Origin of the sequence: Pseudomonas frederiksbergensis, from assembly GCF_000802155.2 — a bacterium.
GTDB classification, from domain to species: Bacteria; Pseudomonadota; Gammaproteobacteria; order Pseudomonadales; family Pseudomonadaceae; genus Aquipseudomonas; species Aquipseudomonas frederiksbergensis_A.
On record NZ_JQGJ02000005.1, the window covers coordinates 251,734 to 274,501 of the forward strand.

Here is a 22,768-nt window from a genome sequence, read left to right on the forward strand (position 1 = left end):
AAATGCACCATGACTCTCCAATCCTACGCACACCAGACCGTCGCATGGGCGAAGCAGCGCCTCGATGAGACCGATGCCATTCTCTCCGAGGTCGAAAAATTGGCCACCGACATCAAGGAGGATTCCCGCAAGCAAGCCGACGCAGCCCGCGCACGCCTCGCGGAGTCCCGCGCGAAGCTGCAGCAGTACTACGATGCGCTGCGTGCACAGGCAGATACCGTGAAGCAGGAAGCGGGCGAAATTCAGGACAAGCTCGAAGCCGAATGGATCGAGGTCGAGTCCGCCCTCCAGCAGTTTGTCGCCACCACCGGCGATCAGGTGAAAACCGTGCGCAGCATCGTCGTCGTCCGTGCCCGCGCACAGCGGCAAGCGTGGCAAGACTCCCTGAAGGATTTGCGTGGCCAGGCGGCTGATGCCGTCGAGAAGGCCCGCGGCGAACTCGATGCCGCGTTCGATCACCTTTCCGCCGCGGCCGACAAGTTCCAGGCGCGCATCGGCGAGGTCAAGGACGCCGGCGATGAGTCCTGGCGTGCCGTGAAGCAGGGGTTCACCAATGCCAAGGCCGCTCGCGATGTCACGGTTCAGAAGATCAAGGACACCTTTTCCAAGGTTCTTTGAACGTAGGCGCCACATCGCTTAATTTTTGGCTCATCCGGAGAAATCATCATGAAACTTCGCTTTTCCACGATCGCCTTGGCGCTGGCTGCCCAGGCAGCATTGCTGTCGGCTCCTCCCGCCCTGGCACAGAATGCAGAAGCACAGGCCGATTCAGCCGCCACACAGAAGAAGCCCTCAAGGGTTCACCAAGCACTGGCGTGGTCGCAGGACCGGCTGGCCCAGCTTGATGCCAACATTGCTGCCCTGGAAAAAGACGCCAGCAGGCTCCAGGGCGAGGCGCGTACCAAGGCCGATGCGGCGTTGGCGGACCTGCGCAAGCAGCGGGATGCCTATCGCCGCCGGGCTCAAGATGCCGCAGCCAACGCAAAGAACTGGAGCGATGCCCAGGTCGCCGAAGCACGTCAGGCGCTCGACAACGATTGGGCCGCCTTCCAGGCCGCCCGAGACAAGTATCTTGAAGAAAGCAAGGCCAGCATCGCTACGCGGCGCGCCGTACTGGAGGCGGAACTTGAGGCGCAGCAGAAAGCGCTTGCTGGATTGCGTGCCGACACGGCCAAGCTCGCGGCAGATCAGCGCGCAGCCATTGAGGGGCGTATTGCTGCACTGAATGCAGACGTGGAGGAGACCAAGGCCCGGGTCTCAAAAGCCTCGGCCGAGGTATGGGAGACCACGAAAAAGAGCTATGGGGAAGCCCAGCGGCTTTTCTCTGAGACCTATGCGTCTATCCGCCAGTCCATCGACGAGGCCAAAAAGTAATTTCCCTAATGCCGGAGACGCAGGCATGTCCTGCGCATTCTCGTCTCTGGCGCATGTGCAGATGCATGGGAAGGTGACAGCCGGAAAATTCTATTGAAGGGGAAAGGCGATGAATCTGACAAGTGAAATCAAAGCCCTTGGCGTAGAGATCGCCGAGCAAGCTCGCCAACGGACGAAGCCGCAAGATGAAGCCCCGCCCCCCACCGAAGAAGTGAGCTGCGTCAGCGAAGCACGTTCTCAATTACACGATGCCGACGCTTTCTTGAAAGCTGTAAACGAAACCCTTGACGAGTTTGCGGACGATCTGAATAGGCACCCGCGCTTGACGGCGCTGGCCGCGCTTGGCATCGGCCTGGCTGCGGGCGTCGTCATCGGTTACCAGGCTCGATAACCGATTTGTGCTTTCCTTGAAAGGTCTCCTATGTCGACTCTCAACTCTGCAAAACTCTACGGCCGCATAGCATTGCTGCGCCGCCAAGTCCTGCTTCGACAGCTCATTCGGCGCAGTATCACCGCCGCACTGGCTATCGCGGCGTTCATCGCCACCTCCGGGCTGGCGACTTATGCGCTGTTCCTGGCCATCAAAGCTCCTCTCGGTGATCTCGGGGCAACACTGGCAATCGCTACCCTTTACTTGGTGGCGGCGCTCATTTTGCTGGGTTACACCTTGCATGAGCCACATTCCCCTGAACTGGAGGCACTTGCCGAAATGGAGGCCGCCGCGCTTGAAACAGTCACGGCCGATACGCAAGGCATCGTGCAACTGGCCACCGCAGCCGGCCACCGCATCGAGAATCTTGGCAGCAGCTTGACTCTTGGCGTTGGCATGCTGGGCGCGCTTCGCAAGCTCCTGGCTTCTCGAAAGCCTTAAAGAACGGGGCGCAACCGACCGGCTGTGCCGGTGAGTACTCACAAGAAGAACGCACCGCGAGACGTAGATCTGTGCCAACGCGGAACTCAGTTATCACGGCAAGGATTTGCCAGCCACCCAGTGAGGAAGGGGACACATGGAACTTCGTCACTTGCGCTGCTTTCTGGCCGTGGCCGAAGAACTCCACTTCGCCCGTGCGGCCGAGCGGCTGCACATCGAGCAGTCGCCGCTATCGCGCACCATCAAGGAACTGGAAGAAGACCTGGGCGAGCAGTTGTTCGTCCGTACTAGCCGCAGCACACGTCTGACGCGGGCCGGCAGACTGTTTCTGGAGCACGTGCCGCGTGTGTTCTCCGCCTTGCAGCAGGCCCGCGACAGCGTGAAGGCGGCAGCCAGTGGCTTCCACGGCCAATTGCGCATTGCGCTGTCCGATGGCATCACGCCCTCACGCTTGCCGACCTTGCTGGCGATGTGTCGGCAGGAGGAACCCGAGGTTGAGATTCGATTGTTCCAAGTGCCGCTGTCACAGCAGATCAAGGGGTTGCAAGACGATCTGTATGACGTGGGCTTTGCACAGTCCGATGAAGTGGGCGATGGCATCGCGGCTGACGCAGTGTGGAGCGACCCGCTGATGGTGGCGGTGCCGGCGCGGCACCATCTACTGAAGCACAAGCGAATTCCACTGGATGAAGTGCTGCACTTTCCTCTCGTGCTATGCGACCCGCAGGCGTGCGAGGGCCTCGCGCGACAAGTCGAGCGTGTTCTGCGCCGCTCTGACCGGGAACCGCTGATCGTCGAGCGCGTCGCCTCGTTCGAGCTGATGATGGTGGTGGTTTCAGCCGGCTTCGCCTTGGGACTGGCAGGCGGCCCGCACATCGCGGCAAGCCGGGAGCCCGGCGTAGTAGCTCGACCCTTGGCGGGACGTTCGCCCATGCTGCTGACCTACCTGCTGCGGCGCGAAGGCGAGATTTCGGAAGTGCTGTCCCGATTCATCGAGCGGGTGCAAGCCATCGATTTGTCCGAAGGCATGAGGTCCGCTCTACCACCTGAACCTGATCTCCAGGAGGAAACCGACCTATGAAGAAATCCATCCTGTTCCTGCTGGTCGTGCTGCTAACCGCTTGTGGCCCGTCTGAGGCCCCCAAGCAGGCCAACGTGCCGACCGTGGATGAGTTGGCCGCCGATCCGTCGCGGCTGAAGGAGTTGCGCCAGCAATGCAAGACCGACCGCGTAATGCTTGGCGACGTGTTGTGCAATCGCGTTGCCGAGGCCACGCGCAAGCGGTTCTACGGCGACGGAAAGACGCCCTACACACCATCGGAAACGCCACCGAAGTTCTGATCGTCAGTTCTCTGCAATAAATCCTGCCCTTCTTTGCAAACACGCCGCAGCGCGCTCGCGCCTGCGGCGTTTTTATTGGTTTCTTCGCAGCCTGAAACCTTGTTTTTTTCATCATCTTGCTTCCGATAACGGTCTTTGACCGGCACTGACTCGGCACTGATCCTCGCGCTATGCGGCACGTCCTTGTGCCGCTTTCTGACGAGGAATCAGCGCAGGGGAAATCGGAGGCCAGTGAATGCAAGCTCAGGGCGTGCTGTTCGGGCAGATCGCCGCCGTCTTCGGCATCGTGATCGCCGGTGTGTGGAGTGCAACGCAATGGACAGCCGCCGCCCTGGGCTATCAACTACGCCTTGGCTCGCCGTGGTTCGACTTCTTTGGAACGCCGGTCTATCACCCCTGGCGGCTGTTCGAGTGGTGGTTCTTCTTCGATGCCTACGCGCCGCACGTCTTCGACATAGGTGGCGCGATTGCAGGCGGCAGCGGCCTGGTAGCCGTGGTGGTCGCCATCGCCATGTCGGTGTGGCGCTCGCGGCAGTCGCGCCTGGTCACTACCTACGGTTCGGCACGCTGGGCCGATGCGGATGACGTTCGCAAAGCCGGGCTGACTCAGCCGGCCGGCGTTTTCCTCGGCCTGCATCGCGGGCAGTACCTCCGGCACGAAGGCCCGGAACACGTCCTGACCTTCGCGCCCACTCGCAGCGGCAAGGGCGTGGGACTGGTGGTGCCCACTTTGTTGAGCTGGCCCGCGTCCGTCGTAGTCCACGACATCAAAGGCGAGAACTGGACGCTCACCGCCGGCTGGCGTTCGCGGTTTAGTCATTGCCTGCTGTTCAACCCGACCGATGCGAAGTCGGCGGCCTACAACCCGTTGCTGGAAGTGCGGCGCGGCGCGCATGAAGTGCGCGACGTGCAGAACGTGGCCGATATTCTGGTCGATCCCGACGGCGCGCTCGAACGCCGCAACCATTGGGAAAAGACTTCGCACGCGCTGCTGGTCGGCGCGATCCTGCATGTGCTCTACGCAGGCGAAGACAAGACGCTGCGCGGCGTCGCCAACTTCCTCAGTGACCCGGCTTGCCCGTTCGAGCTGACGTTGCACCGGATGATGACGACGAAGCACTTGGGCGATACACCGCACCAGGTTGTCGCGTCCGCTGCGCGCGAAGTGCTCAACAAGTCGGACAACGAGCGGTCGGGCGTCCTTTCCACCGCCATGTCGTTCCTCGGCCTGTACCGCGACCCTACGGTGGCCGAAGTCACGTCGCGCTGCGACTGGCGCATCGCCGACCTGATTTCCACCGAGCACCCGGTATCGCTTTATCTGGTGGTGCCGCCGTCCGACATCAGTCGCACCAAGCCGCTGATCCGGCTCATCCTGAACCAGATCGGCAGGCGCTTGACGGAATCGCTCGACGGCAGCGACGGCATCCAGCGCCGCCACAAGCTGCTGCTGATGCTCGATGAATTTCCAGCGCTGGGCCGGCTCGACTTCTTCGAGTCCGCGCTGGCCTTCATGGCTGGCTACGGCATCCGTAGCTTCCTCATCGCTCAGTCGCTCAACCAGATCGACAAAGCCTACGGCCAGAACCATTCGATTCTGGATAACTGCCACGTCCGCGTGACGTTCGCCACGAACGACGAACGCACGGCGAAAAGGATTTCCGAAACACTCGGCACCGCCACCGAACTGCGCGCGCAGCGCAACTATGCGGGCCACCGGCTCGCGCCGTGGCTCGGGCATCTGATGGTGTCGCGGCAGGAAACCGCGCGCCCGCTGCTGACGCCCGGCGAAGTGATGCAGCTTCCGCCGGATGAGTCCGTGGTGATGGTGTCCAGCGTCGCGCCGATCAAGGCGAAGAAGCTGCGCTACTACACCGACGCCAATTTCAAGCGCCGTGTGCTGCCGCCGCCCGCGCTGGCGACCGGGCAGTACGCCGACGTGCCGCCATCGCGGCCCGACGACTGGAGCGGGCTGGCGATCCCGGCCGTACCCGCCGCGCCGGCCACAGCATCCGCCGACGACCTGGGCGGCACCGATGACGGCGGCCCGCGCCGCCAGCCGGAGCTATCCGAAGTTACCGAATACAGCCCCGAACCGCTGTCCGCAGGCAATGACCTGGGGCTGCTCGATGACGACGACGACCTGCCGCTACCGCTTCCCGGCCAGCTCGACCCGGCCATGCAGCGCACGGCCCGGCTGGCTTCCCTCGACCCCAACGACGGAATCGACCTATGAGCCAATACCGCCTCAATCTGTTCATCCAGCACGAGCACGCCAAGCGGCTGGAAGAACTGGCCGCCAAGAAAGGCGTGTCCAAGTCGTCCATCGTCGCGGCGGCGCTGGCGTCCTGGCTGTCGCCGGACGCGGGCGACCAGCGCGAGGCGGCCATCGCCAAGCGGCTGGATCGCCTGTCGCGGCAGGCCGATCGACTGGAGCGCGACCAGAACATCCAGATCGAAACGCTGGCGCTGTTCGTGCGCTACTTCCTGACGGTCAGCACGCCGGTGCCCGAAGCGCATCAGGACGCGGCCCGCGCGCAGGGCAAGGCCCGTTTCGAGCAGTTCGTTGAACAGTTGGGCCGCCACCTGCTGCGCGGGCGCAGCCTGGTGCGCGATGTGGTGGAGGAACTGCACCCCGACCCAATGCGGATGGATGACGCGGCGGCGCAGGCCGAAGCCCATGAACGTGCTGCGGAGCGTGCCTCATGAGCGCCGTCCCGCAGATCCCGCCCGAACCCCGTTCATCGGCCGCGACCTCGCTGGATCGCCGCATCCAGATGCTGCGCACGGCAATGGGGCCGCTGATCGCCGCCGCGCTGGAAGACCCGGACGTGGTGGAAATCATGCTCAACCCCGACCGCACCCTATGGGTGGATCGGTTGTCGTCTGGCCGCACGCCGCTGGGCGTCGAACTGCCCGAAGCCGATGGCGAACGCATCATTCGCCTGGTGGCCGCGCACGTCGGCGCGGAAGTGCATCGCGGCCAACCGCTCTTGACCGCCGAGTTACCCGAAACCGGCGAGCGGTTCGAGGGCATCTTGCCGCCGGCCGCGCCTGGCCCGGCCTTCGCGCTGCGCAAGCGGGCCGTGAGCATCATCGGCTTGGATCGCTACGTCAGCGACGGCATCCTGACCGCAAGCCAAGCGGACTTCCTGCGCCGCGCCGTGCGCGAGCGCCAGAATATCTTGATCGCCGGAGCCACGAGCAGCGGCAAGACCACGCTGGCGAATGCGCTGCTGGCCGAGATCGCCGCCACGGGCGACCGCGTGCTGGTGCTCGAAGACACCATCGAGCTGCAATGCGCGGCCCGCGACCATGTACCGCTGCGCACCCGCGCCGGCGTCGTGTCGATGACCGAGCTGGTGCGCGCCACGATGCGCTTGCGCCCCGACCGCGTGATCGTCGGCGAAGTACGCGGCGGCGAAGCCCTCGACCTCATCAAAGTGTGGGGAACGGGACACCCCGGCGGCATCGCCACCATCCACGCTGGTTCCGCGCTGGGCGCATTGCTGCGCCTCGAACAGTTGATTCTCGAAGTCGCGGTGAACCCGCCGCGTGCGCTGATCGCCGAGGCGGTCAACGTCGTCATCCACATCGCCGGACGTGGCCGCAAGCGCCGCGTCGGAAGCATTGCCCGCGTCGTCGGCTTCGACGGCATGGGCTATCGCCTGGCGGACGCGCTGGAAACGCCGTTTCCCGAGTTGCCGCCGCTTTCTTCTCCGTCCCCTGACCAACCTGGAGAACTGCCATGACGCAGATGCACGCTCACGCTTTCCGCTTTTCCGTAAATCCGCTTCCCCGCCTGTCCAGCCTTGCGCGGCTGCGCAGCCTAGCCCACCCGGCGGGGCAAGGTCTGCTGCTGGCCGCGCTGCTGCTGTTGCTGGCTGGCACGGCACAGGCCGCCGGTTCCTCGATGCCCTGGGAAGGGCCGCTGCAATCCATTCTGGAGTCGATTCAGGGGCCGGTGGCGCGCATCGTCGCGGTCATCATCATCATCGCCACGGGCCTCGCGCTCGCCTTCGGCGATACGTCGGGCGGCTTCCGCAAGCTGATCCAGATTGTGTTCGGCCTGTCCATCGCCTTCGCTGCGTCCTCGTTCTTCTTGAGCTTCTTCAGCTTCTCCGGCGGGGCTGTCGTATGAGTACGGCCAACGATCTTCCGGGCTTCGAGGTGCCGCTGCATCGCTCGCTGACCGAACCGATCCTCATGGGCGGTGCGCCGCGAACGGTCGCCATTGCGAACGGCACGCTGGCCGCCGCCGTCGGACTGGGCCTGCAACTCTGGATTCCTGGCGTGGTGCTCTGGATCGTCGGCCATTCGCTGGCGGTGTGGGGCGCGCGCGTCGATCCGCAGTTCATGGTCGTGTTTGCCCGGCACATCAAGCACAAGCCGCTGCTGGACGTGTAGGGGGATGCCGCCATGCTGAACCTTGCCGAATACCGCCAGCGGCCCGCGCTGCTGGCCGACTGGCTTCCCTGGGCCGGGCTGATCGCGCCGGGCGTCATCTTGAACAAGGATGGCGCTTTCCAGCGCACGGCGCGCTTTCGCGGACCGGACTTGGACAGCGCCACGCAAGGCGAACTGATCGCCACCTCGGCCCGGCTCAACAACGCGCTTCGCAGGCTGGGTTCGGGCTGGGCACTGTTCATCGAGGCCGAGCGCCGTCCCGCCGCCGACTATCCGCGTTCCGACTTCCCCGAACCACTGTCGTGGCTGGTGGAGGAAGAACGCCGTGCCGCGTTCGAGGAATCGGGCCATCACTTCGAGAGCGGCTATCACCTGACGCTGGCCTACCTGCCGCCGGAGGAATCCCGCGCCCGCGCCGCCAAGCTACTTTACGAGAACACGCCCAGCGACGGCGTGGACTGGCGCGGCCGGCTCGATGCCTTCGTGGCGGAAACGGATCGGGTCTTTGACCTGCTCGATGGTGTGATGCCGGAAATCGCCTGGCTCGATGACGCTGAAACGCTGACCTACCTGCACGCCACGGTGTCCACGCGGCGCTACCGCGTGAGCGTGCCGGAAGTGCCGTTCCATATCGACGCGCTGCTGGCCGATTCCGCTCTGGTCGGCGGCCTCGCGCCGACGCTGGGCGACCAGCACCTGCGGGTGGTGTCGGTACGGGGCTTTCCGACTTCCACCTGGCCGGGCCTGCTGGACGACCTCAACCGCCTGGGCTTTGGCTACCGCTGGAGTACGCGCTTTGTCTGCATGGACAAAGCCGAGGCGGAAAAGGAGTTGGGCCGCCTGCGCCGCCAGTGGTTCGCCAAGCGCAAGAACGTGGTGGCGCTGCTGCGCGAAACCATCTTCCAGCAGGAAAGCCCGCTGGTCGATACCGACGCCAGCAACAAAGCGGCCGATGCCGATGCCGCCTTGCAGGAGCTGGGCAGCGATCAAGTCGCCTTCGGCTACCTCACCGCCACGGTGACGGTGCTCGACGCCGACCCGGCCGCTGCCGATGAAAAGCTGCGCATGGTGGAGCGCGTCATCCAGGGCCGGGGCTTCGTCACCATCCCCGAAACCTTGAACGCGGTCGATGCCTGGCTGTCGTCCATTCCCGGCAATGCCTATGCGAATGTGCGCCAGCCCATCGTCTCGACGCTGAACCTGGCGCACATGATGCCGCTGTCGGCGGTATGGGCCGGGCCGGAGAAGAACGACCACCTGGGCGGCCCGCCGCTGATCGTCACCCGCACCGATGGCGCGACGCCGTTCCGGCTGGTGACGCACATCGGCGACGTGGGCCACACGCTGGTCGCTGGCCCGACCGGCATGGGCAAGTCGGTACTGCTCGCCATTTTGGCGATGCAGTTCCGCCGCTACTTCGGCTCGCGCATCTTCGCATTCGACATGGGGCGCTCGATGCGAGCCACCATTCTCGGCTTGGGCGGCGAGCACTACGATCTCGGAGCCGATGGCGGCATTGCCTTCCAGCCGCTCGCCCGCATCGACGGCGAGGGCTACCGCACCTGGGCGGCCGAATGGGTGGAAGGCCGTCTTCTGCATGAAGGCGTCACCGTCGGCCCGGACGAGAAGGCGGCGATCTGGTCGGCGCTGGGGAGCCTGGCCGGTGCGCCGGTGGAGCAACGCACGCTGACCGGGTTTTCCGTGCTGCTGCAATCCAACGCGCTGCGGCAGGCTCTGTCGCCGTATGTACTGGGTGGCGCGCACGGCAAGCTGCTGGACGCCGACCGCGACCGGCTGGGCATGGCCGCCGTGCAGGGCTTCGAGATGGAAGAACTGATGCACAGCCCCGCCGCCGTGCAAGCGGTGCTGCGCTACCTGTTCGCCCGCTTCGATGAGCGCTTCGACGGTGCGCCCACGCTGCTGATCCTCGATGAAGCCTGGTTGTTCCTCGATGAGCCGTCTTTCGCGGCGCGCATCCGGCAATGGCTCAAGACGCTGCGCAAGAAAAACGTGTCGGTGATCTTCGCCACGCAATCGCTGGCCGACATCAAGGACTCGACCATCGCGCCCGCGATCATCGAAAGCTGCGCCAGTCGGATTTTTCTCCCTAACCCTCAGGCGACAGAGCCTCAGATTCGCACGATCTACGAGGGCTTCGGCCTCAACAGTCGGCAAATCGAGATCGTCGCTACCGCGCAGCCCAAGCGCGATTACTACTACCAATCGCGCCTGGGCAATCGCCTGTTCGACCTCGACCTGGGGCCGGCCGCGCTCGCTTTTGCGGGCGCATCTACACCACAAGACCAACGCGACATCGACCGCGTGCTGACGCAGGCCGGCGCTCCCGGCTTCGCCGGCGCGTGGCTGCGCCATCGCGGCCTCGATTGGGCCGCCGACCTGCTGCCGTCCTCACCGGCGGCGGCTTCTTTCCTCAACTCCCCACCACTGGAGGTTTCACCATGAATACCAAGCACCGTTTGCTGTCTGCCTCGCTCGCCACCGTGCTGTCGGTGTCGCTGTTGGCCTCACAGCCTGCATCCGCACTGACGGTGTTCGACCCGTCCAACTTCGTGCAGAACACGCTGACCGCCGTGCGCACACTGGAGCAGATCAACAACCAGATTAATCAGCTCCAGAACGAAGCGCAGATGTTGATGAACCAAGCGCGCAACTTAGCGAATCTCGACTTCAACATCGTCAATCGCCTGCGCTCGACACTGGCGACTACCGAGCGCCTGATCACCGAGGCACGCGGCCTGGCCTACGACGTGCAGAGCATGGATGCCACCTTCGCCCGGCTGTACCCGGAGCAGTACGCAGCGACGGTGAGCGGCGACCAGATGCTACGCGACGCGCAAGAGCGTTGGAAGAACACCTTGAACGGCCTGCACACCGCGATGCGGATGCAGGCGCAGGTGTCGCAGAACCTGGCCCAAGACGAAAGCGCACTGGCCGACCTCGTGAGCCAGAGCCAGTCGGCCACCGGCGCGCTGCAAGCCATGCAGGCGACGAACCAGCTTCTCGCCTTGCAGGCCAAGCAGTCCATCCAGGCCCAGCAGCTCCAGATCACGCAAGACCGGGCGGCCTCGCTGGAACTGGCGCGGCAGGCGGCGGCCACCGAGCGCGCCCGCGAAGTGCGGCGGCGCTTCCTCGGCACCGGCACGCCGTACACGCCGCAGTCCGTCAACTTCTACAACAACTGACAGGAGGCGGCCATGCGATGCGTTCACGTCCTGCCGGTTTCGTTGCTGGCCGTGCTGCTGACCGCGTGCGGCCAGCAACCGGCCGAACACCTGGCCGCGACCTTGGCCGCCGATGCCGTGCGGCTCAAGGCGCTACGCGCGCAATGCGCGGCCGACCGGCAGGCCGTGGGCGAAGACGCTTGCCGCGCCGCCGCCGACGCCTTCCGGCGGCGCTTCTTCGCCGGCCACACCGGGCCGGACGAATACGGCTCGCTGGCCGACCTGCCACCGATCCCGGCGAGCTTCGACACGCCCACCGATGACGCTGGTGATGCGCCGCTCGCCGCTACGGAGGACACGCCATGAATGACGTGACCATCATCGACAAGTTCCTCGATACATTCTCGCGCTACATCGACTCCGGTTTCGGACTGCTGCAAGGCGAGGTGGCGTTCCTGACGGCCACGCTCATCGTCATCGACATGACCATCGCGGGACTGTACTGGGCCATGAGCCATGCGACTGGCCAAGGCGAGGACGTGATCGCCAAACTGGTTCGCAAGGTGCTCTACGTCGGCGCCTTCGCCTACATCATCGGCAACTTCAACTGGCTGGCAAGCATCGTGTTCCGCTCGTTCGCCGGTTTGGGCATCACTGCCACCGGCTCGGCCATCACGATGGAGAACTTTCTTCAGCCGGGGCGACTGGCAAAGACCGGCATCGACGCGGGTGCGCCGATCTTGGAACAGATCGGCGACATGGCGGGCTTCCCCGAGGTGTTCGTGAACATCGACCCCATCGTGGTGATGTTCCTCGCCTGGCTGGTGGTGATCCTGTGCTTCTTCGTGCTCGCGGTACAGCTTTTCATCACGCTGATCGAGTTCAAGCTGACGACGCTGGCCGGCTTCGTCCTGATCCCGTTTGCGCTTTGGAACAAGACGAGCTTCCTGGCGGAAAAGGTACTCGGCAACGTGGTGTCGTCAGGCATCAAGGTCTTGGTGCTGGCCGTCATCGTCGGCATCGGATCGGGCCTGTTCACGGAGTTCCAGGTTCACCCCGACGAGCCATCCATCGACCACGCGCTGGTCGTGATGCTGGCCTCGCTCGCCTTGCTGGCGCTCGGCATCTTCGGCCCCGGCATCGCCACGGGCCTCGTGTCCGGTGCGCCGCAACTCGGCGCGGGCGCGATGGCCGGCGCGGCGGTTGGTGCTGTCGGCACGGGTGTTGCCATCGGCGCCGCCGCTACTGGCGTGGGCGGCGCGGTCATGGCTGGAGCGCGCATGGCCCCGGCCGCCGCCAAGCTGGCCGGCGCGGGTGCGCGTGCCGCGACCTCGGCGGCTGGTAGCGCCCGCTCGGCGTTCCAGGCCGGTTCCGCCGCTGCTGGCGGCGGGGCCAGGGGTGCAGCGGCTGGCCTAGGCAATGTCGCCAAGACGGGCGCACAGGCGGCGGGCCGCCGCGCCGCGTCTGGCGCTTCCGCTGCCGGGCAGAAGGTGGCCGATTCATTCCGCGCCGGCTGGAACGGCACAGGCGCTGGCGCTGCTGGCGCAGGCCAGGCCGCCGCTGGCGAAGCAGCAGACGGTGCTGCCGGCTCGCCCAAGCAGGAACAACCCGCCTGGGCCAAGCGGATGCACCGCCGCCAGCAAATCACCCATGCCGCGACCACCGCCGCCCACACGCTTCGCGGGGGCGACGGCGGCGGCTCCGGGCAAGGCCCGAGCCTGCGCGATTCCGATACCTGACCTTCAAGGAGAAACCCATGCGATTCAAGCGACCGCAGGTGCGCTATGCCGACACGCCGCAGCCTGCCACCCCATACCAATCCGCCGCCCAAGTTTGGGACGACCGTATCGGCTCGGCCCGCGTACAGGCGAAGAACTGGCGTCTCATGGCGTTCGGTTGTCTAGTGCTGGCACTGCTGATGGCCGGTGGCCTGGTGTGGCGCTCGGCGCAGTCCATCGTCACGCCCTATGTCATCGAGGTGGATGAAGCCGGCCAGGTGCGCGCCGTAGGCGAAGCCGCCACGCCGTACCGGCCAGGCGATGCGCAGATCGCACACCACTTGGCGCGCTTTGTGACGATGGTTCGCTCGCTGTCCGTCGATCCCATCGTCGTGCGGCAGAACTGGCTCGACGCCTACGACTACACGACCGACAAAGGCGCGGCCGCGCTCAACGATTACGCCCGCACCAATGACCCGTTCGCGCGCATCGGCAAGGAGTCGGTGACGGTGCAGATCACCAGTGTCGTCCGCGCAAGCGACACGTCATTCAACGTGCGCTGGACGGAACGCCGCTATGTCAACGGCGCGGCCGCCGGGCTGGAGCGGTGGACGGCCGTGGTGTCCATCGTCCTGCAAACCCCGCGCACCGAAGAACGCCTGCGCCGCAATCCCTTGGGCATCTACGTCAATGGCCTGGCGTGGAGCCGCGAACTGGATTCTTCCGAAGGAGCCAAGCCATGAACCTGCCTTTCCGCTTTTACGCTTTGCCGTCGATCCTGCTTGCCCTTGCGGGCTGCGCCTCGCAGGGCAAGCCGCCTCCGGTCATTTCGCTCGATGGGCCGGTGCAGGCGCAACCGCTGCCCGAGCCGCCCAAGCCGGTCGAAGTCGTGGCCGTCCCCGAGCCGCTGGCGCTGCCCGCGCAGTTGAAGCCGCTGCCGGAGGTCGATATGGCCCCGGCTGCGCCGGAGCCAGCCGACGAGAAGGTGCGCGTTTCGCGCGCCAACGCCGAGGCGCGCATCGCGCCGACCCGCGAGGGCTACGTCAATGCGATTCAGGTGTGGCCCTTCACGGACGGCGCGCTCTATCAGGTCTATGCCGCGCCGGGGCGCGTGACCGTGGTTTCCTTGCAGCCCGGCGAGGAACTGATGACGGTCGCCGCTGGCGATACCGTGCGCTGGATCGTGGGCGATACGTCCAGCGGCAGCGGCGAAGCGCTGCGCGTCAATGTGCTGGTCAAGCCCATCCGCTCGGGCCTGAAAACCAATCTGGTCATCACCACCAGCCGACGCACCTACCTGCTGGAACTGACCTCGACGGAAAAGGCGTGGATGGCCTCGGTGTCCTGGGACTATCCGAAAGACCGGATGCTGGCCTTGCAGCGCCAGTCGCAGGCGGCCAGCGCCGCCGCGCCGGTCGATACTGGCTTGTCGCTGGAGAAGATCCGTTTCCGCTACGCGGTCAGCGGTAGCAATCCGCCGTGGAAGCCGCTGCGCGCCTTCGACGACGGCGAGAAGGTCTATATCCAGTTCCCGCCCGGCATCGCGCAAGGCGAATTGCCGCCCTTATTCGTCATTGGTGCGCAGGGCGACGGGCAACTGGTGAACTACCGCTTCCGCTCGCCGTACTACATCGTGGATCGGCTGTTCGGCGCGGCTGAACTGCGCCTGGGCGGCGATGGCGGCGACGTGGTACGCATCGAGCGCACCGATGGCGTGGCGCGGAGGAACTGACCATGAGCCAGGACGACACTCCCGACCTCGCCACGCCGCAGGCGGCGGACAAGATCGCGCCCGAGGCGGTGGCGCTGCGCGCGCAGCCGCGCCCGGTCACGCGCCTGAACCGGCGCACCCTGGCCATCCTTGCCGGCGGCCTCGCGGTCGCCGTGCTCGGCGCGCTGATGTGGTCGCTGCAACCGCAGAGGCGCGGAGCCAGCGAGCAGGCCGAGCTTTACAACGTCGATCGCGTCTCGAAGTCGGAAGGGCTGGATGCGCTGCCGGCGGATTACTCGAAGCTGCCGCCCGCCGTTCCCGAATTGGGGCCGCCGCTGCCGGGCGATCTCGGCCCGGCCATCGTGAAGTCGCAGCAGCCGGTGACGGCCGCCTATGCGGCCCCCGGCCACGATCCGAACGACGCGCTGCGCAAGGAAGCCGAAGCGGCCGCGGCTTCGTCCGTGTTCTTCCGTTCGGGTGCGCAGGCGGCTGCGCCGGTCGCGCAGTCGCAGGTCGCCGCCGCGCCGGGCTTCGCCGCCAATGCGGCCTTCGACCCGATGGCCGCAGGGCCGGCTTCGACGGCGGCCCTGCCTGCCGACCCGACCGCCGTGCAGAACCGGCAAGACCAGAAAGAGGCTTTTCTGAAAGGTGGTTCTACGGAAACCCGCAATTCCGGCAACCTGACCCTGCCGGCTTCGCCGTACCAGGTCATGGCCGGAACGGTGATCGCAGGTGCCTTGGTAACCGGCATCAAGTCGGACTTGCCGGGCGACGTGATCGCCACGGTGACGGAGCCGGTCTATGACACGGCGACCGGGCGCTTCCTGCTGATCCCGCAGGGTTCGCGCATTTTGGGCCGCTACAACAGCCAGGTCAGCTACGGGCAGAGCCGGGTGCAGGTGGTGTGGAACCGGATCATCCTGCCGGACACGTCATCGCTCACGCTCGACAACCTGGCCGGCACCGACCCGGCCGGCTATGCCGGCCTGGAAGACGATGTGGATTGGCATTGGGATCGCATCTTTGCCGGCGCGGCGCTGACCACGCTGCTAGGCATCGGCGCCGAGCTGGCCGCGCCGGAGAACCGGCAGGACGGCGATCGCATCATCATCGCCGGGCGCGACAGCGCGCAGGACAGCATCAATCAGGTCGGCCAGGAGATGACCCGGCGCAACCTCAACATCCAGCCGACCTTGACCAGCCGGCCCGGCTTGCCGGTGCGGATCATCGTGGCGCGCGATCTGGTGTTGCGTGCCTATCAGCCGCTCTTTTTCAACAAGGGAACTTCACGATGAGCACGACCAGGAAATTGCGGCTTGGCCCTCTGCCTCGCCATGAAGTCATGAAGCTGACCTTCTCCTGCCCGGCCAGCCTGAAAGCCGACCTCGATGCCTACGCCGCGCTGCACGCGCAGGCGTATGGCGAAGCGGTTGATGCGGCCACGCTGATCCCGCACATGCTCGAAGCCTTTATGGCGGGGGATCGAGGATTCAGGAAGGGAAGTGTGGGCAAGGCCGCAGCCCCTAAGCCTGGTTGACGATGCAGACGCATCCGCCATACGCGCACGATGAAAGCGCAGCCCGAGGGCTGCGCTTTCGCTTTGAGAGGTGGTTTGTGACACGCTAGGGCTATGATGACGATGCGACCTTGCCCGCTGTGCCGCCCCTGGGTTTGCCGCCGCGAAGCGCCTATCCGGCACCTAGCTCGAAAAGAGACAAGCGTACGCGATGGCCGAAATCTGGCCTAACCTGTTGCCCCATAAGACCTTTCGCGCCGATGCATCCCTGCGCCAAAGACTTGACAGCGGACATTTTTTATCGGACCCCTCGCTCAAGGCCTTGGACGTCGATGGCATCGAGCGCCTCGAACTTCACGCCAAAGTGCTCGGGCGCAAACGGATGCTGCGGGAAGTCTTCGTGGAGTTCCACCACGTGCTCCGTCGCCTGGCAGAGCGCTATTTCACCGTCGGGGGCCTTGAGGTGGAGTTGGGGGCCGGCGTCTCGCCCATGCGTAACTCATACCCGCAAGTGCTGGCCACCGACATTGTCTGCACCGATCAGTTGGACATGGCACTCGATGCCGAGGCAATGAGCCTTGATGATCAGTCGGTCCGGGCTTTCTTTTGCCAAAATTGTTTTCACCACTTTCCTCATCCCGAGCGGTTTTTCACCGAACTGGAAAGGACCCTCAAGATCGGCGGCGGCGCTATTTTGATCGAACCCTTCCATGGCCCCTTTGCCGCGTTCCTCTACAAGCGTCTGTTCAAATCCGAAGGGTTCGACATGCACTACCCTTCCTGGGAAACGCCATCGACCGGTCCCATGAACGGCGCCAACCAGGCCCTCAGCTACATCGTCTTCGTGCGCGACAGGCAGGCGTTCGAACGCAAGTACCCTGGCCTGGAAATTGTCCATCAGGAGATCGGCGGCAACTATCTGCGCTACTTGATTTCCGGCGGCCTGAATTTTCGCCAGTTGCTGCCTGACGCGCTGATCCCCGCACTCAAGGTCATCGAAAAACTGCTGCATCCGTTGCGACGGGTCTTGGCGCTGCATCACATCGTGGTGCTCAGGAGGGCGTCTTGACCTTTATCCGGTACGGCGCCATCCAACTCATGGCCTATGCGTTGGACATGGGTGCTTTTCTGTTGTTGATCGCGTTTTTCGAGGGCCATCCCGTCCTGGCCAACATTGCCGGCAAGGCCATCGCCGGTGTGTTCGCGTTCTTTGTGCATCGGCACTTCACGTTCCAGTCGACCCACGGCAGCGGCAAAGCCCAGGCGGTGCGCTACTTCTCGCTGCTCGCCATCAACATCCCGGTCGCTTCGACGCTGTTCAGCGTGGGCCTGTATTTCGTCGACAGCCCCGGCCCGGTTAAATTGATCTGCGATGTGCTCTGTGTGGCCCTGACCTACTGGATCAGCAAACTGTTCGTGTTTCATTCCGGCACGCGCCCGCCCGTTCCGGCTGACCGCGCGGAGGGTACTTGATGAAATTGGTGATTACCGGCGCGACCGGCTACATCGGTCAACGCTTGTCAGCCCTCGCAGCGGCACGCGGACACGAAGTCATTTGCGCCACGCGCGAGCCGTGCCCCGCGGCTTATGCCTGGCTTCCCTACGATCTACGCGACCCGGCGCCCAACTGTCCGGCCGACGCCCAAGCGCTGATTCATCTGGCAGCCCACACGTCGAACGCTGTCCATAACGACGCGGACGGCGAAGTCAGGGCAGCCCAGGCGCTGATCGAATGCGCCCGGCAAGGCTCGGCCAAGTTCATTTTCATCTCCAGCCAGACCGCCGAGGCCACCACCCCGAGCGTTTATGGCCGGACCAAGTGGCGTATCGAACAACCTGTGCTGGCGGCTGGCGGCACGGTGATCCGCCCCGGCCAGGTCTATGGTGGCCCCGAACATGGGCTCTTTGGCTTGTTGTCGGGGTTGGTTCGGCGAAGCCCGCTCATACCGATCCTCATCCCGGCACCCTGTGTGCAGCCCATTCATGTCGACGACCTCGCGGCCGCGATACTGGCCGTTGCCGAGCGGGATGACATTCGTGCCGAAATCCTCAACGTGGGCGCCGTGCAACCGATTGCCTTTGGTCGGTTCCTGATGTCGATTGCAACGCATCGGGTCCGTGCCCTTCGGCTGCCAATCCCGGTACCGGTGGCACTGCTCAGGCTATTGCGCCGGTCACTCGGGCAATCGCTGAGTACGAAACTGGGCCTGGAGCGGATTTTCTCCCTCATCCTGCTGCCGCCCATGGACACCGAACGTTCCCTGCAAAGACTCGGCCTCCGGTTGCGCCCCCTTGCCTACGGCATGCATCGCTCCGGCCATGGCCGACGTCGCGGTCTCCTCCGGGAAGCGGCGGCGCTGTTGGGGTATTTGCTCAAACGTCCGCCGCAAATAAACCTGGTCATTCGCTACACCAGGGCACTGGAGCATGCGGGCAGGACCTGCCCCATTCTTCACTCTCGCTGGCTGATGCGCTGGCCGATGCTCATGGCGCTCCTGGATGACGCCGGCATCCTGGGCAAGCCCGACGGCCAGGAGCTGGCCTGGCGCCTGCAAGTTGCACTCGGTATCGCCGAAGCCAGCCCACAAGGGGCGCAGGTGTTCCTTGGCGCGCTGCCCCCGCGCAGCCTGCCGGTGACCGTGGCGGCGCTGGGACTTACCCTGGCCAGCGCACTGGCGTGGAAAGTGGCGGCGCTGGCGTGCCGCCCTTTCGCCCGTCAGCTTTTGCTCGGAAGTGAAGCCCATCGTGGCGCCTGAATTCGATGTAATCATCGTCGGCAGCGGCCCGGCCGGGACTTCAGCCGCCTATCCGCTGGTCAAGGCAGGCCTGAAAGTCCTCATGGTCGATGCCCAGGCCGATACGCGCCCTTCAAAGCCGCCAAGCCGCCCATTCCTCGACGCCAGGGCGAACGATGAGCATCAATGGAAATGGATGATCGGCGATAACTTTCACGCCTTGAACCAGCTGGATGCGGTATCGCCCAAGTTGAAGACACCGACCCACGCCCATGTCTTCGAACGATTCAACGCCGACAACCGCATCGAGACCGATAATTTCATCGGCATCGGCTCACTGGCAACCGGAGGCCTGTCCAATGCCTGGGGCTGCGGCGTAGCAACGCTCAGTGCGGGCGATTTTGCCGGGCTGCCCATAGATTATTCCGAGATGCAGGCGTCGTACGAAACCGTCGCTCGGCGCATCGGTATCAGCGGCCGGGTCGACGATGACCTGTCGAGCTACTTCGGCCTCGATGAGTGGTCGCAGCCACCGCTGCCGCTGGATGCCCTGCACCGGCGCCTGCTCGATCAGTACGCCCGGCGCTGGCCGGGGTTTACCGATCCGGGCTTCCGTCTTGGTCGCTCCAGGGTCGCCGTGTTGAGCCAGCCTTTGGAAGAACGCAAGGCCTGTGATTTGTCTGGGAACTGCTTGTGGGGCTGTCACAACCAAGCCTTGTACAGCGCCTCTCAAGAGCTGAAAAAGCTCAAGCAATACCCCGGCTTCCAGCACGTCCAGGATTTTCTGGTGGACGACCTGTTGAAACAGGACGGTTCATGGATGATCAACGATCGTCGCTCCGCCCGGCGGTTTTGCGCGACGCGCCTGCTGCTGGCAGCAGGCACCCTGGCCTCGACCCGGCTCGCCCTCAAGCGCCTGAACCATTACGCCCCGATACCCTTGCTGTCTTCGCCAACCGCGGCCTTCCTGCTATGGCTGCCAAAGATGCTCGGCGCCCCAAGGGGGCCGACCTTTGGCCTGGGGCAGCTTTCGTTCGCCCTTGAGCTATCGTCCACTGCAACGGCCTTCGGTTCGACGTTCAGTACCACTGGTTTACCGATGGGCGAGTTTGTCAACCGGATCCCCATGAGCAAACGCCACAGCATCGAACTGCTGAAGAACCTGCTGAGCGCTTGCCTTGTGGGAAACATCTTCCTGCCCGGGCACCTGTCCCACAACACGGCACGCTTGTCGCCCGATGGTTCGTTGAGCATTACCGGCCAAGTGCATCCCGACCTGCCAACACTCATGAAGACTGCCGAGGCCAGGCTACGCCGGATCTATTGGAGAATGGGCGCGCTGTTGATCCCCATGAGCTTCACCCTCGGCAGGCCGGGAGCGGATATCCATTATGCGGGAACCCTGCCCATGCACTCGATGCCAAAGCTCGGACAGACCGATAGCCTGGGCGAAGTCGCGGGCCTTGGCGGCGTGCACATTGTCGACGGTGCCTGTCTGCCCAGTCTGACCGAAAAGTCCCACACGTTGACACTCATGGCGAACGCGGACCGGATAGCCCGCTCTCTTGCCACAACGATGGGAAATCAAAAGGCATGATTCGCAAGGTACTTTGCATCGTCGGTACACGCCCGGAAGCCATCAAGATGGCCCCGGTGATCAAGGCGCTCCAAGCCGAAAGACACATCGATTGCCAAGTGCTCGCCACCGCCCAGCACCGAGGCCTGTTGGACCAGATCCTGAACGGTTTCGCAATCACCGCCGACCTGGACTTGGACATCATGCGGCCCAACCAGTCATTGGCGACACTGACCTCACGCTTGCTGCTTGAGCTCGACGGCGTGCTGCAAGGCGAGAAACCGGATGTCGTGCTGGCTCAAGGCGATACGACCACGGTCATGTCTGCTGCGCTGGCATGTTTCTACCTGCGGATTCCCTTTGGCCATATCGAGGCCGGCCTGCGTACCGGGGACCTCGACAACCCGTTCCCCGAGGAAGCCAACCGGGTGATCGCCAGCAAGCTGACCCGCTGGCATTTCGCGCCCACCCAGCGCGCCGTGGAAAACTTGCGGGGCGAAGGCGTCGCGGCCAGTGCCATCACCCTGACCGGGAACACCGTGATAGACGCGTTGCTGATGACCGCAGCACAGGAATCAGCCTTGGCTGTTCCACTGGATTCCAGCAAGCGCCTGGTACTGGTCACCGCCCATCGCCGGGAGAACTTCGGCGAACCGTTCCAGAATATTTGCCAGGCACTCAAGTGCCTGGCCGAACGAAACCCGGACATCCAGATACTCTATCCCGTCCACCCCAATCCGAACGTCAAGGATGTCGCGCATCGCCTGCTCGGCCAGTCCCCGAATATCCTTCTCTGCGCACCGCTGGATTACGCGCCGTTCATCGCGGCAATGAAACGCTCGTACCTGATCATCAGCGACTCCGGAGGAGTCCAGGAAGAAGCACCGGCCCTGGGCAAACCGGTGCTGGTACTGCGAGAGGAAACCGAACGCCCGGAGGCGGTCGACCTTGGCGTGGTCAAGTTGGTAGGCGCCCACCGGGACACTATCGTCGAACAGGCACAGCGTCTGCTCGATGACCCGCAGGCTTATCGAAGCATGGCACATGGGGTTTCCCCCTATGGCGACGGCAAGGCCGCAGCCCGTATCGTCAAAGTCCTGAAGCAGTATTTCCAATCATGCGCATGATCTATTTGTCGCCGGTGCCATGGGCCAGCTTCAGCCAGCGGCCTCATCACTTCGTCAATTGGTATCACCACCAGACTGGAGCGCCAGTGCTCTGGATCGATCCGTATCCCACGCGCTTGCCAACGCTGAGCGATTTCAGGCGTAAGCCGCCGGTCGCCGGCCAACAAAACGCCAGCGTTCCTCCCTGGTTGCAGGTCCGCAAACCCCGCAGTCTACCCATCGAGCCCCTGCCGGGATCGGCAATGCTGCTCAAGCGGCTGTGGCAAAACCTGCTCAGGGAGGCTGCGGCATTTTCCGCAAAAGCGCCTTGCAGGATCTGCGTCGGAAAACCTTCCGAACTGGCCTTGCAACTGCTGGCGCTCATCCCTGACAGCCATGCCGTCTACGATGCCATGGATGATTTCCCGGCGTTTTACCAAGGCCTGTCACGCAGGTCCATGGCGCGTCGCCAGGCGCAGGTCATCCAACGGGTGGATAAAGTACTGGCCTCCTCCAGCCCGCTTCACGACAAGCTCCGGGGCATGACCGACCAGATAGAACTGGCCCTCAACGCCTGCGACATGCAGCAACTGGCACCGGTTGAAAGCCTCGACCTGGGCGCCAAACAACAAGTGCTCGGCTATGTCGGCACGTTGGGTCGTTGGTTCGATTGGGATCTGGTCATCGCGCTGGCGCAGGCCAATCCAGCACACCGGGTCCGACTGATCGGCCCGCTCTTCACCCCACCACGTCGCGTATTACCCGCCAACATCGAGCTGCTCCCCGAGTGCTCCCACGCCAGCGCAATCGCGGCGATGGCGACGTTTTCAGTGGGCTTGATCCCGTTCAAGCTCAACCGCCTGACCGCTTCGGTCGACCCGATCAAATACTACGAATACCGTGCCCTCGGCCTGCCCGTCCTCTGCACCCGCTTCGGTGAAATGGCCTCGCGGGACAAGGAACCTGGCGTCTGGATCGTGGATGAAGACACTGATCTGCGTAAGACCATCGTTGAAGCGCTTGCCAGCCGAACTGATCGTTCTGCTGTCGAACAGTTTCGCGAGGCACATCGTTGGGCGGGTCGTTTTTCTACGGTGGATCTTTTGAAGGGAGAATGATGGCTGAAAAATCGCGCGCCAGCGTCTATGGTTGATACTTGCAACGCAGACCATCCCCTAATAACAAGATTGCCGTGAGAGCCCTGCGCGGGCGTCACGCCCGATGGGAGCCT

At 64.3% G+C, this 22,768-nt stretch carries 25 protein-coding genes; all 25 read left to right on the forward strand.

The window, feature by feature from the left end:
- Positions 1-9 precede the first annotated feature (9 nt).
- The gene (locus JZ00_RS12180) at positions 10-618 is read left to right on the forward strand and encodes a GumC domain-containing protein (protein WP_039589790.1); all 609 of its coding nucleotides are present in this window, start codon (positions 10-12) and stop codon (positions 616-618) included.
- Between the two features lie 48 nt (positions 619-666).
- On the forward strand, positions 667-1,374 hold the full coding sequence (locus tag JZ00_RS12185; RefSeq protein WP_039589787.1) for a hypothetical protein: 708 nt from the start codon (positions 667-669) through the stop codon (positions 1,372-1,374).
- Between the two features lie 109 nt (positions 1,375-1,483).
- A complete protein-coding gene (locus JZ00_RS12190; protein ID WP_023110648.1) occupies positions 1,484-1,765 on the forward strand; it encodes a hypothetical protein in 282 nt (93 codons plus the stop codon).
- A gap of 30 nt (positions 1,766-1,795) precedes the next feature.
- Positions 1,796-2,245, forward strand: a complete 450-nt coding sequence (locus JZ00_RS12195) for a hypothetical protein (RefSeq protein WP_023110647.1) — start codon at positions 1,796-1,798, stop codon at positions 2,243-2,245.
- A gap of 136 nt (positions 2,246-2,381) precedes the next feature.
- Positions 2,382-3,326 (forward strand): LysR family transcriptional regulator, encoded by a 945-nt coding sequence (locus JZ00_RS12200; protein WP_023110646.1) that lies wholly within the window; start codon positions 2,382-2,384, stop codon positions 3,324-3,326.
- Complete coding sequence (locus JZ00_RS12205) at positions 3,323-3,586, forward strand: EexN family lipoprotein (protein WP_023110645.1); 264 nt, start codon at positions 3,323-3,325, stop codon at positions 3,584-3,586. The genes JZ00_RS12200 and JZ00_RS12205 overlap by 4 nt, the downstream gene beginning before the upstream one ends.
- A gap of 235 nt (positions 3,587-3,821) precedes the next feature.
- On the forward strand, positions 3,822-5,822 hold the full coding sequence (locus tag JZ00_RS12210) for a conjugal transfer protein TraG (RefSeq protein WP_023110644.1): 2,001 nt from the start codon (positions 3,822-3,824) through the stop codon (positions 5,820-5,822).
- Positions 5,819-6,295, forward strand: a complete 477-nt coding sequence (locus JZ00_RS12215; RefSeq protein WP_023110643.1) for a hypothetical protein — start codon at positions 5,819-5,821, stop codon at positions 6,293-6,295. The genes JZ00_RS12210 and JZ00_RS12215 overlap by 4 nt, the downstream gene beginning before the upstream one ends.
- A complete protein-coding gene (trbB, locus tag JZ00_RS12220) occupies positions 6,292-7,338 on the forward strand; it encodes a P-type conjugative transfer ATPase TrbB (RefSeq protein WP_023110642.1) in 1,047 nt (348 codons plus the stop codon). Before JZ00_RS12215 ends, trbB begins: the two co-directional genes overlap by 4 nt.
- The gene (locus tag JZ00_RS12225; protein WP_023110641.1) at positions 7,335-7,727 is read left to right on the forward strand and encodes a TrbC/VirB2 family type IV secretion system protein; all 393 of its coding nucleotides are present in this window, start codon (positions 7,335-7,337) and stop codon (positions 7,725-7,727) included. Before trbB ends, JZ00_RS12225 begins: the two co-directional genes overlap by 4 nt.
- The gene (locus tag JZ00_RS12230; RefSeq protein WP_023110640.1) at positions 7,724-7,993 is read left to right on the forward strand and encodes a VirB3 family type IV secretion system protein; all 270 of its coding nucleotides are present in this window, start codon (positions 7,724-7,726) and stop codon (positions 7,991-7,993) included. Before JZ00_RS12225 ends, JZ00_RS12230 begins: the two co-directional genes overlap by 4 nt.
- Before the next feature lie 12 nt (positions 7,994-8,005).
- Positions 8,006-10,456, forward strand: a complete 2,451-nt coding sequence (gene trbE / locus JZ00_RS12235) for a conjugal transfer protein TrbE (RefSeq protein WP_023110639.1) — start codon at positions 8,006-8,008, stop codon at positions 10,454-10,456.
- Positions 10,453-11,196: a P-type conjugative transfer protein TrbJ gene (gene trbJ, locus JZ00_RS12240; protein ID WP_023110638.1), complete on the forward strand. Its 744-nt coding sequence runs from the start codon at positions 10,453-10,455 to the stop codon at positions 11,194-11,196. The genes trbE and trbJ overlap by 4 nt, the downstream gene beginning before the upstream one ends.
- A 12-nt stretch (positions 11,197-11,208) precedes the next feature.
- Complete coding sequence (locus JZ00_RS12245) at positions 11,209-11,541, forward strand: hypothetical protein (protein ID WP_023110637.1); 333 nt, start codon at positions 11,209-11,211, stop codon at positions 11,539-11,541.
- The gene (gene trbL / locus JZ00_RS12250) at positions 11,538-12,914 is read left to right on the forward strand and encodes a P-type conjugative transfer protein TrbL (RefSeq protein WP_023110636.1); all 1,377 of its coding nucleotides are present in this window, start codon (positions 11,538-11,540) and stop codon (positions 12,912-12,914) included. The genes JZ00_RS12245 and trbL overlap by 4 nt, the downstream gene beginning before the upstream one ends.
- Before the next feature lie 17 nt (positions 12,915-12,931).
- Positions 12,932-13,636: a conjugal transfer protein TrbF gene (gene trbF / locus JZ00_RS12255; protein WP_023110635.1), complete on the forward strand. Its 705-nt coding sequence runs from the start codon at positions 12,932-12,934 to the stop codon at positions 13,634-13,636.
- On the forward strand, positions 13,633-14,625 hold the full coding sequence (gene trbG / locus JZ00_RS12260) for a P-type conjugative transfer protein TrbG (RefSeq protein WP_023110634.1): 993 nt from the start codon (positions 13,633-13,635) through the stop codon (positions 14,623-14,625). Before trbF ends, trbG begins: the two co-directional genes overlap by 4 nt.
- A gap of 2 nt (positions 14,626-14,627) precedes the next feature.
- Complete coding sequence (locus tag JZ00_RS12265; RefSeq protein WP_023110633.1) at positions 14,628-15,899, forward strand: TraB/TrbI/VirB10 family type IV secretion system protein; 1,272 nt, start codon at positions 14,628-14,630, stop codon at positions 15,897-15,899.
- Positions 15,896-16,141 carry a DUF2274 domain-containing protein gene (locus tag JZ00_RS12270; protein WP_023110632.1) on the forward strand — a complete coding sequence of 82 codons (246 nt, stop codon included), beginning with the start codon at positions 15,896-15,898 and terminating at the stop codon, positions 16,139-16,141. The genes JZ00_RS12265 and JZ00_RS12270 overlap by 4 nt, the downstream gene beginning before the upstream one ends.
- A gap of 190 nt (positions 16,142-16,331) precedes the next feature.
- Entirely contained in the window at positions 16,332-17,189 is an 858-nt protein-coding gene (locus tag JZ00_RS12275; RefSeq protein ID WP_235433078.1) for a class I SAM-dependent methyltransferase, read from the forward strand.
- On the forward strand, positions 17,186-17,593 hold the full coding sequence (locus tag JZ00_RS12280; RefSeq protein ID WP_039589780.1) for a GtrA family protein: 408 nt from the start codon (positions 17,186-17,188) through the stop codon (positions 17,591-17,593). Before JZ00_RS12275 ends, JZ00_RS12280 begins: the two co-directional genes overlap by 4 nt.
- The gene (locus JZ00_RS12285) at positions 17,593-18,876 is read left to right on the forward strand and encodes an NAD-dependent epimerase/dehydratase family protein (RefSeq protein WP_082112077.1); all 1,284 of its coding nucleotides are present in this window, start codon (positions 17,593-17,595) and stop codon (positions 18,874-18,876) included. The genes JZ00_RS12280 and JZ00_RS12285 overlap by 1 nt, the downstream gene beginning before the upstream one ends.
- Entirely contained in the window at positions 18,866-20,452 is a 1,587-nt protein-coding gene (locus JZ00_RS12290) for an FAD-dependent oxidoreductase (protein WP_039589778.1), read from the forward strand. The genes JZ00_RS12285 and JZ00_RS12290 overlap by 11 nt, the downstream gene beginning before the upstream one ends.
- Complete coding sequence (gene wecB / locus JZ00_RS12295; protein WP_039589777.1) at positions 20,449-21,558, forward strand: non-hydrolyzing UDP-N-acetylglucosamine 2-epimerase; 1,110 nt, start codon at positions 20,449-20,451, stop codon at positions 21,556-21,558. Before JZ00_RS12290 ends, wecB begins: the two co-directional genes overlap by 4 nt.
- Positions 21,549-22,655, forward strand: coding sequence for a glycosyltransferase family protein (locus JZ00_RS12300; RefSeq protein ID WP_039589771.1), 1,107 nt, complete (start codon positions 21,549-21,551; stop codon positions 22,653-22,655). The genes wecB and JZ00_RS12300 overlap by 10 nt, the downstream gene beginning before the upstream one ends.
- Positions 22,656-22,768 lie beyond the last annotated feature (113 nt).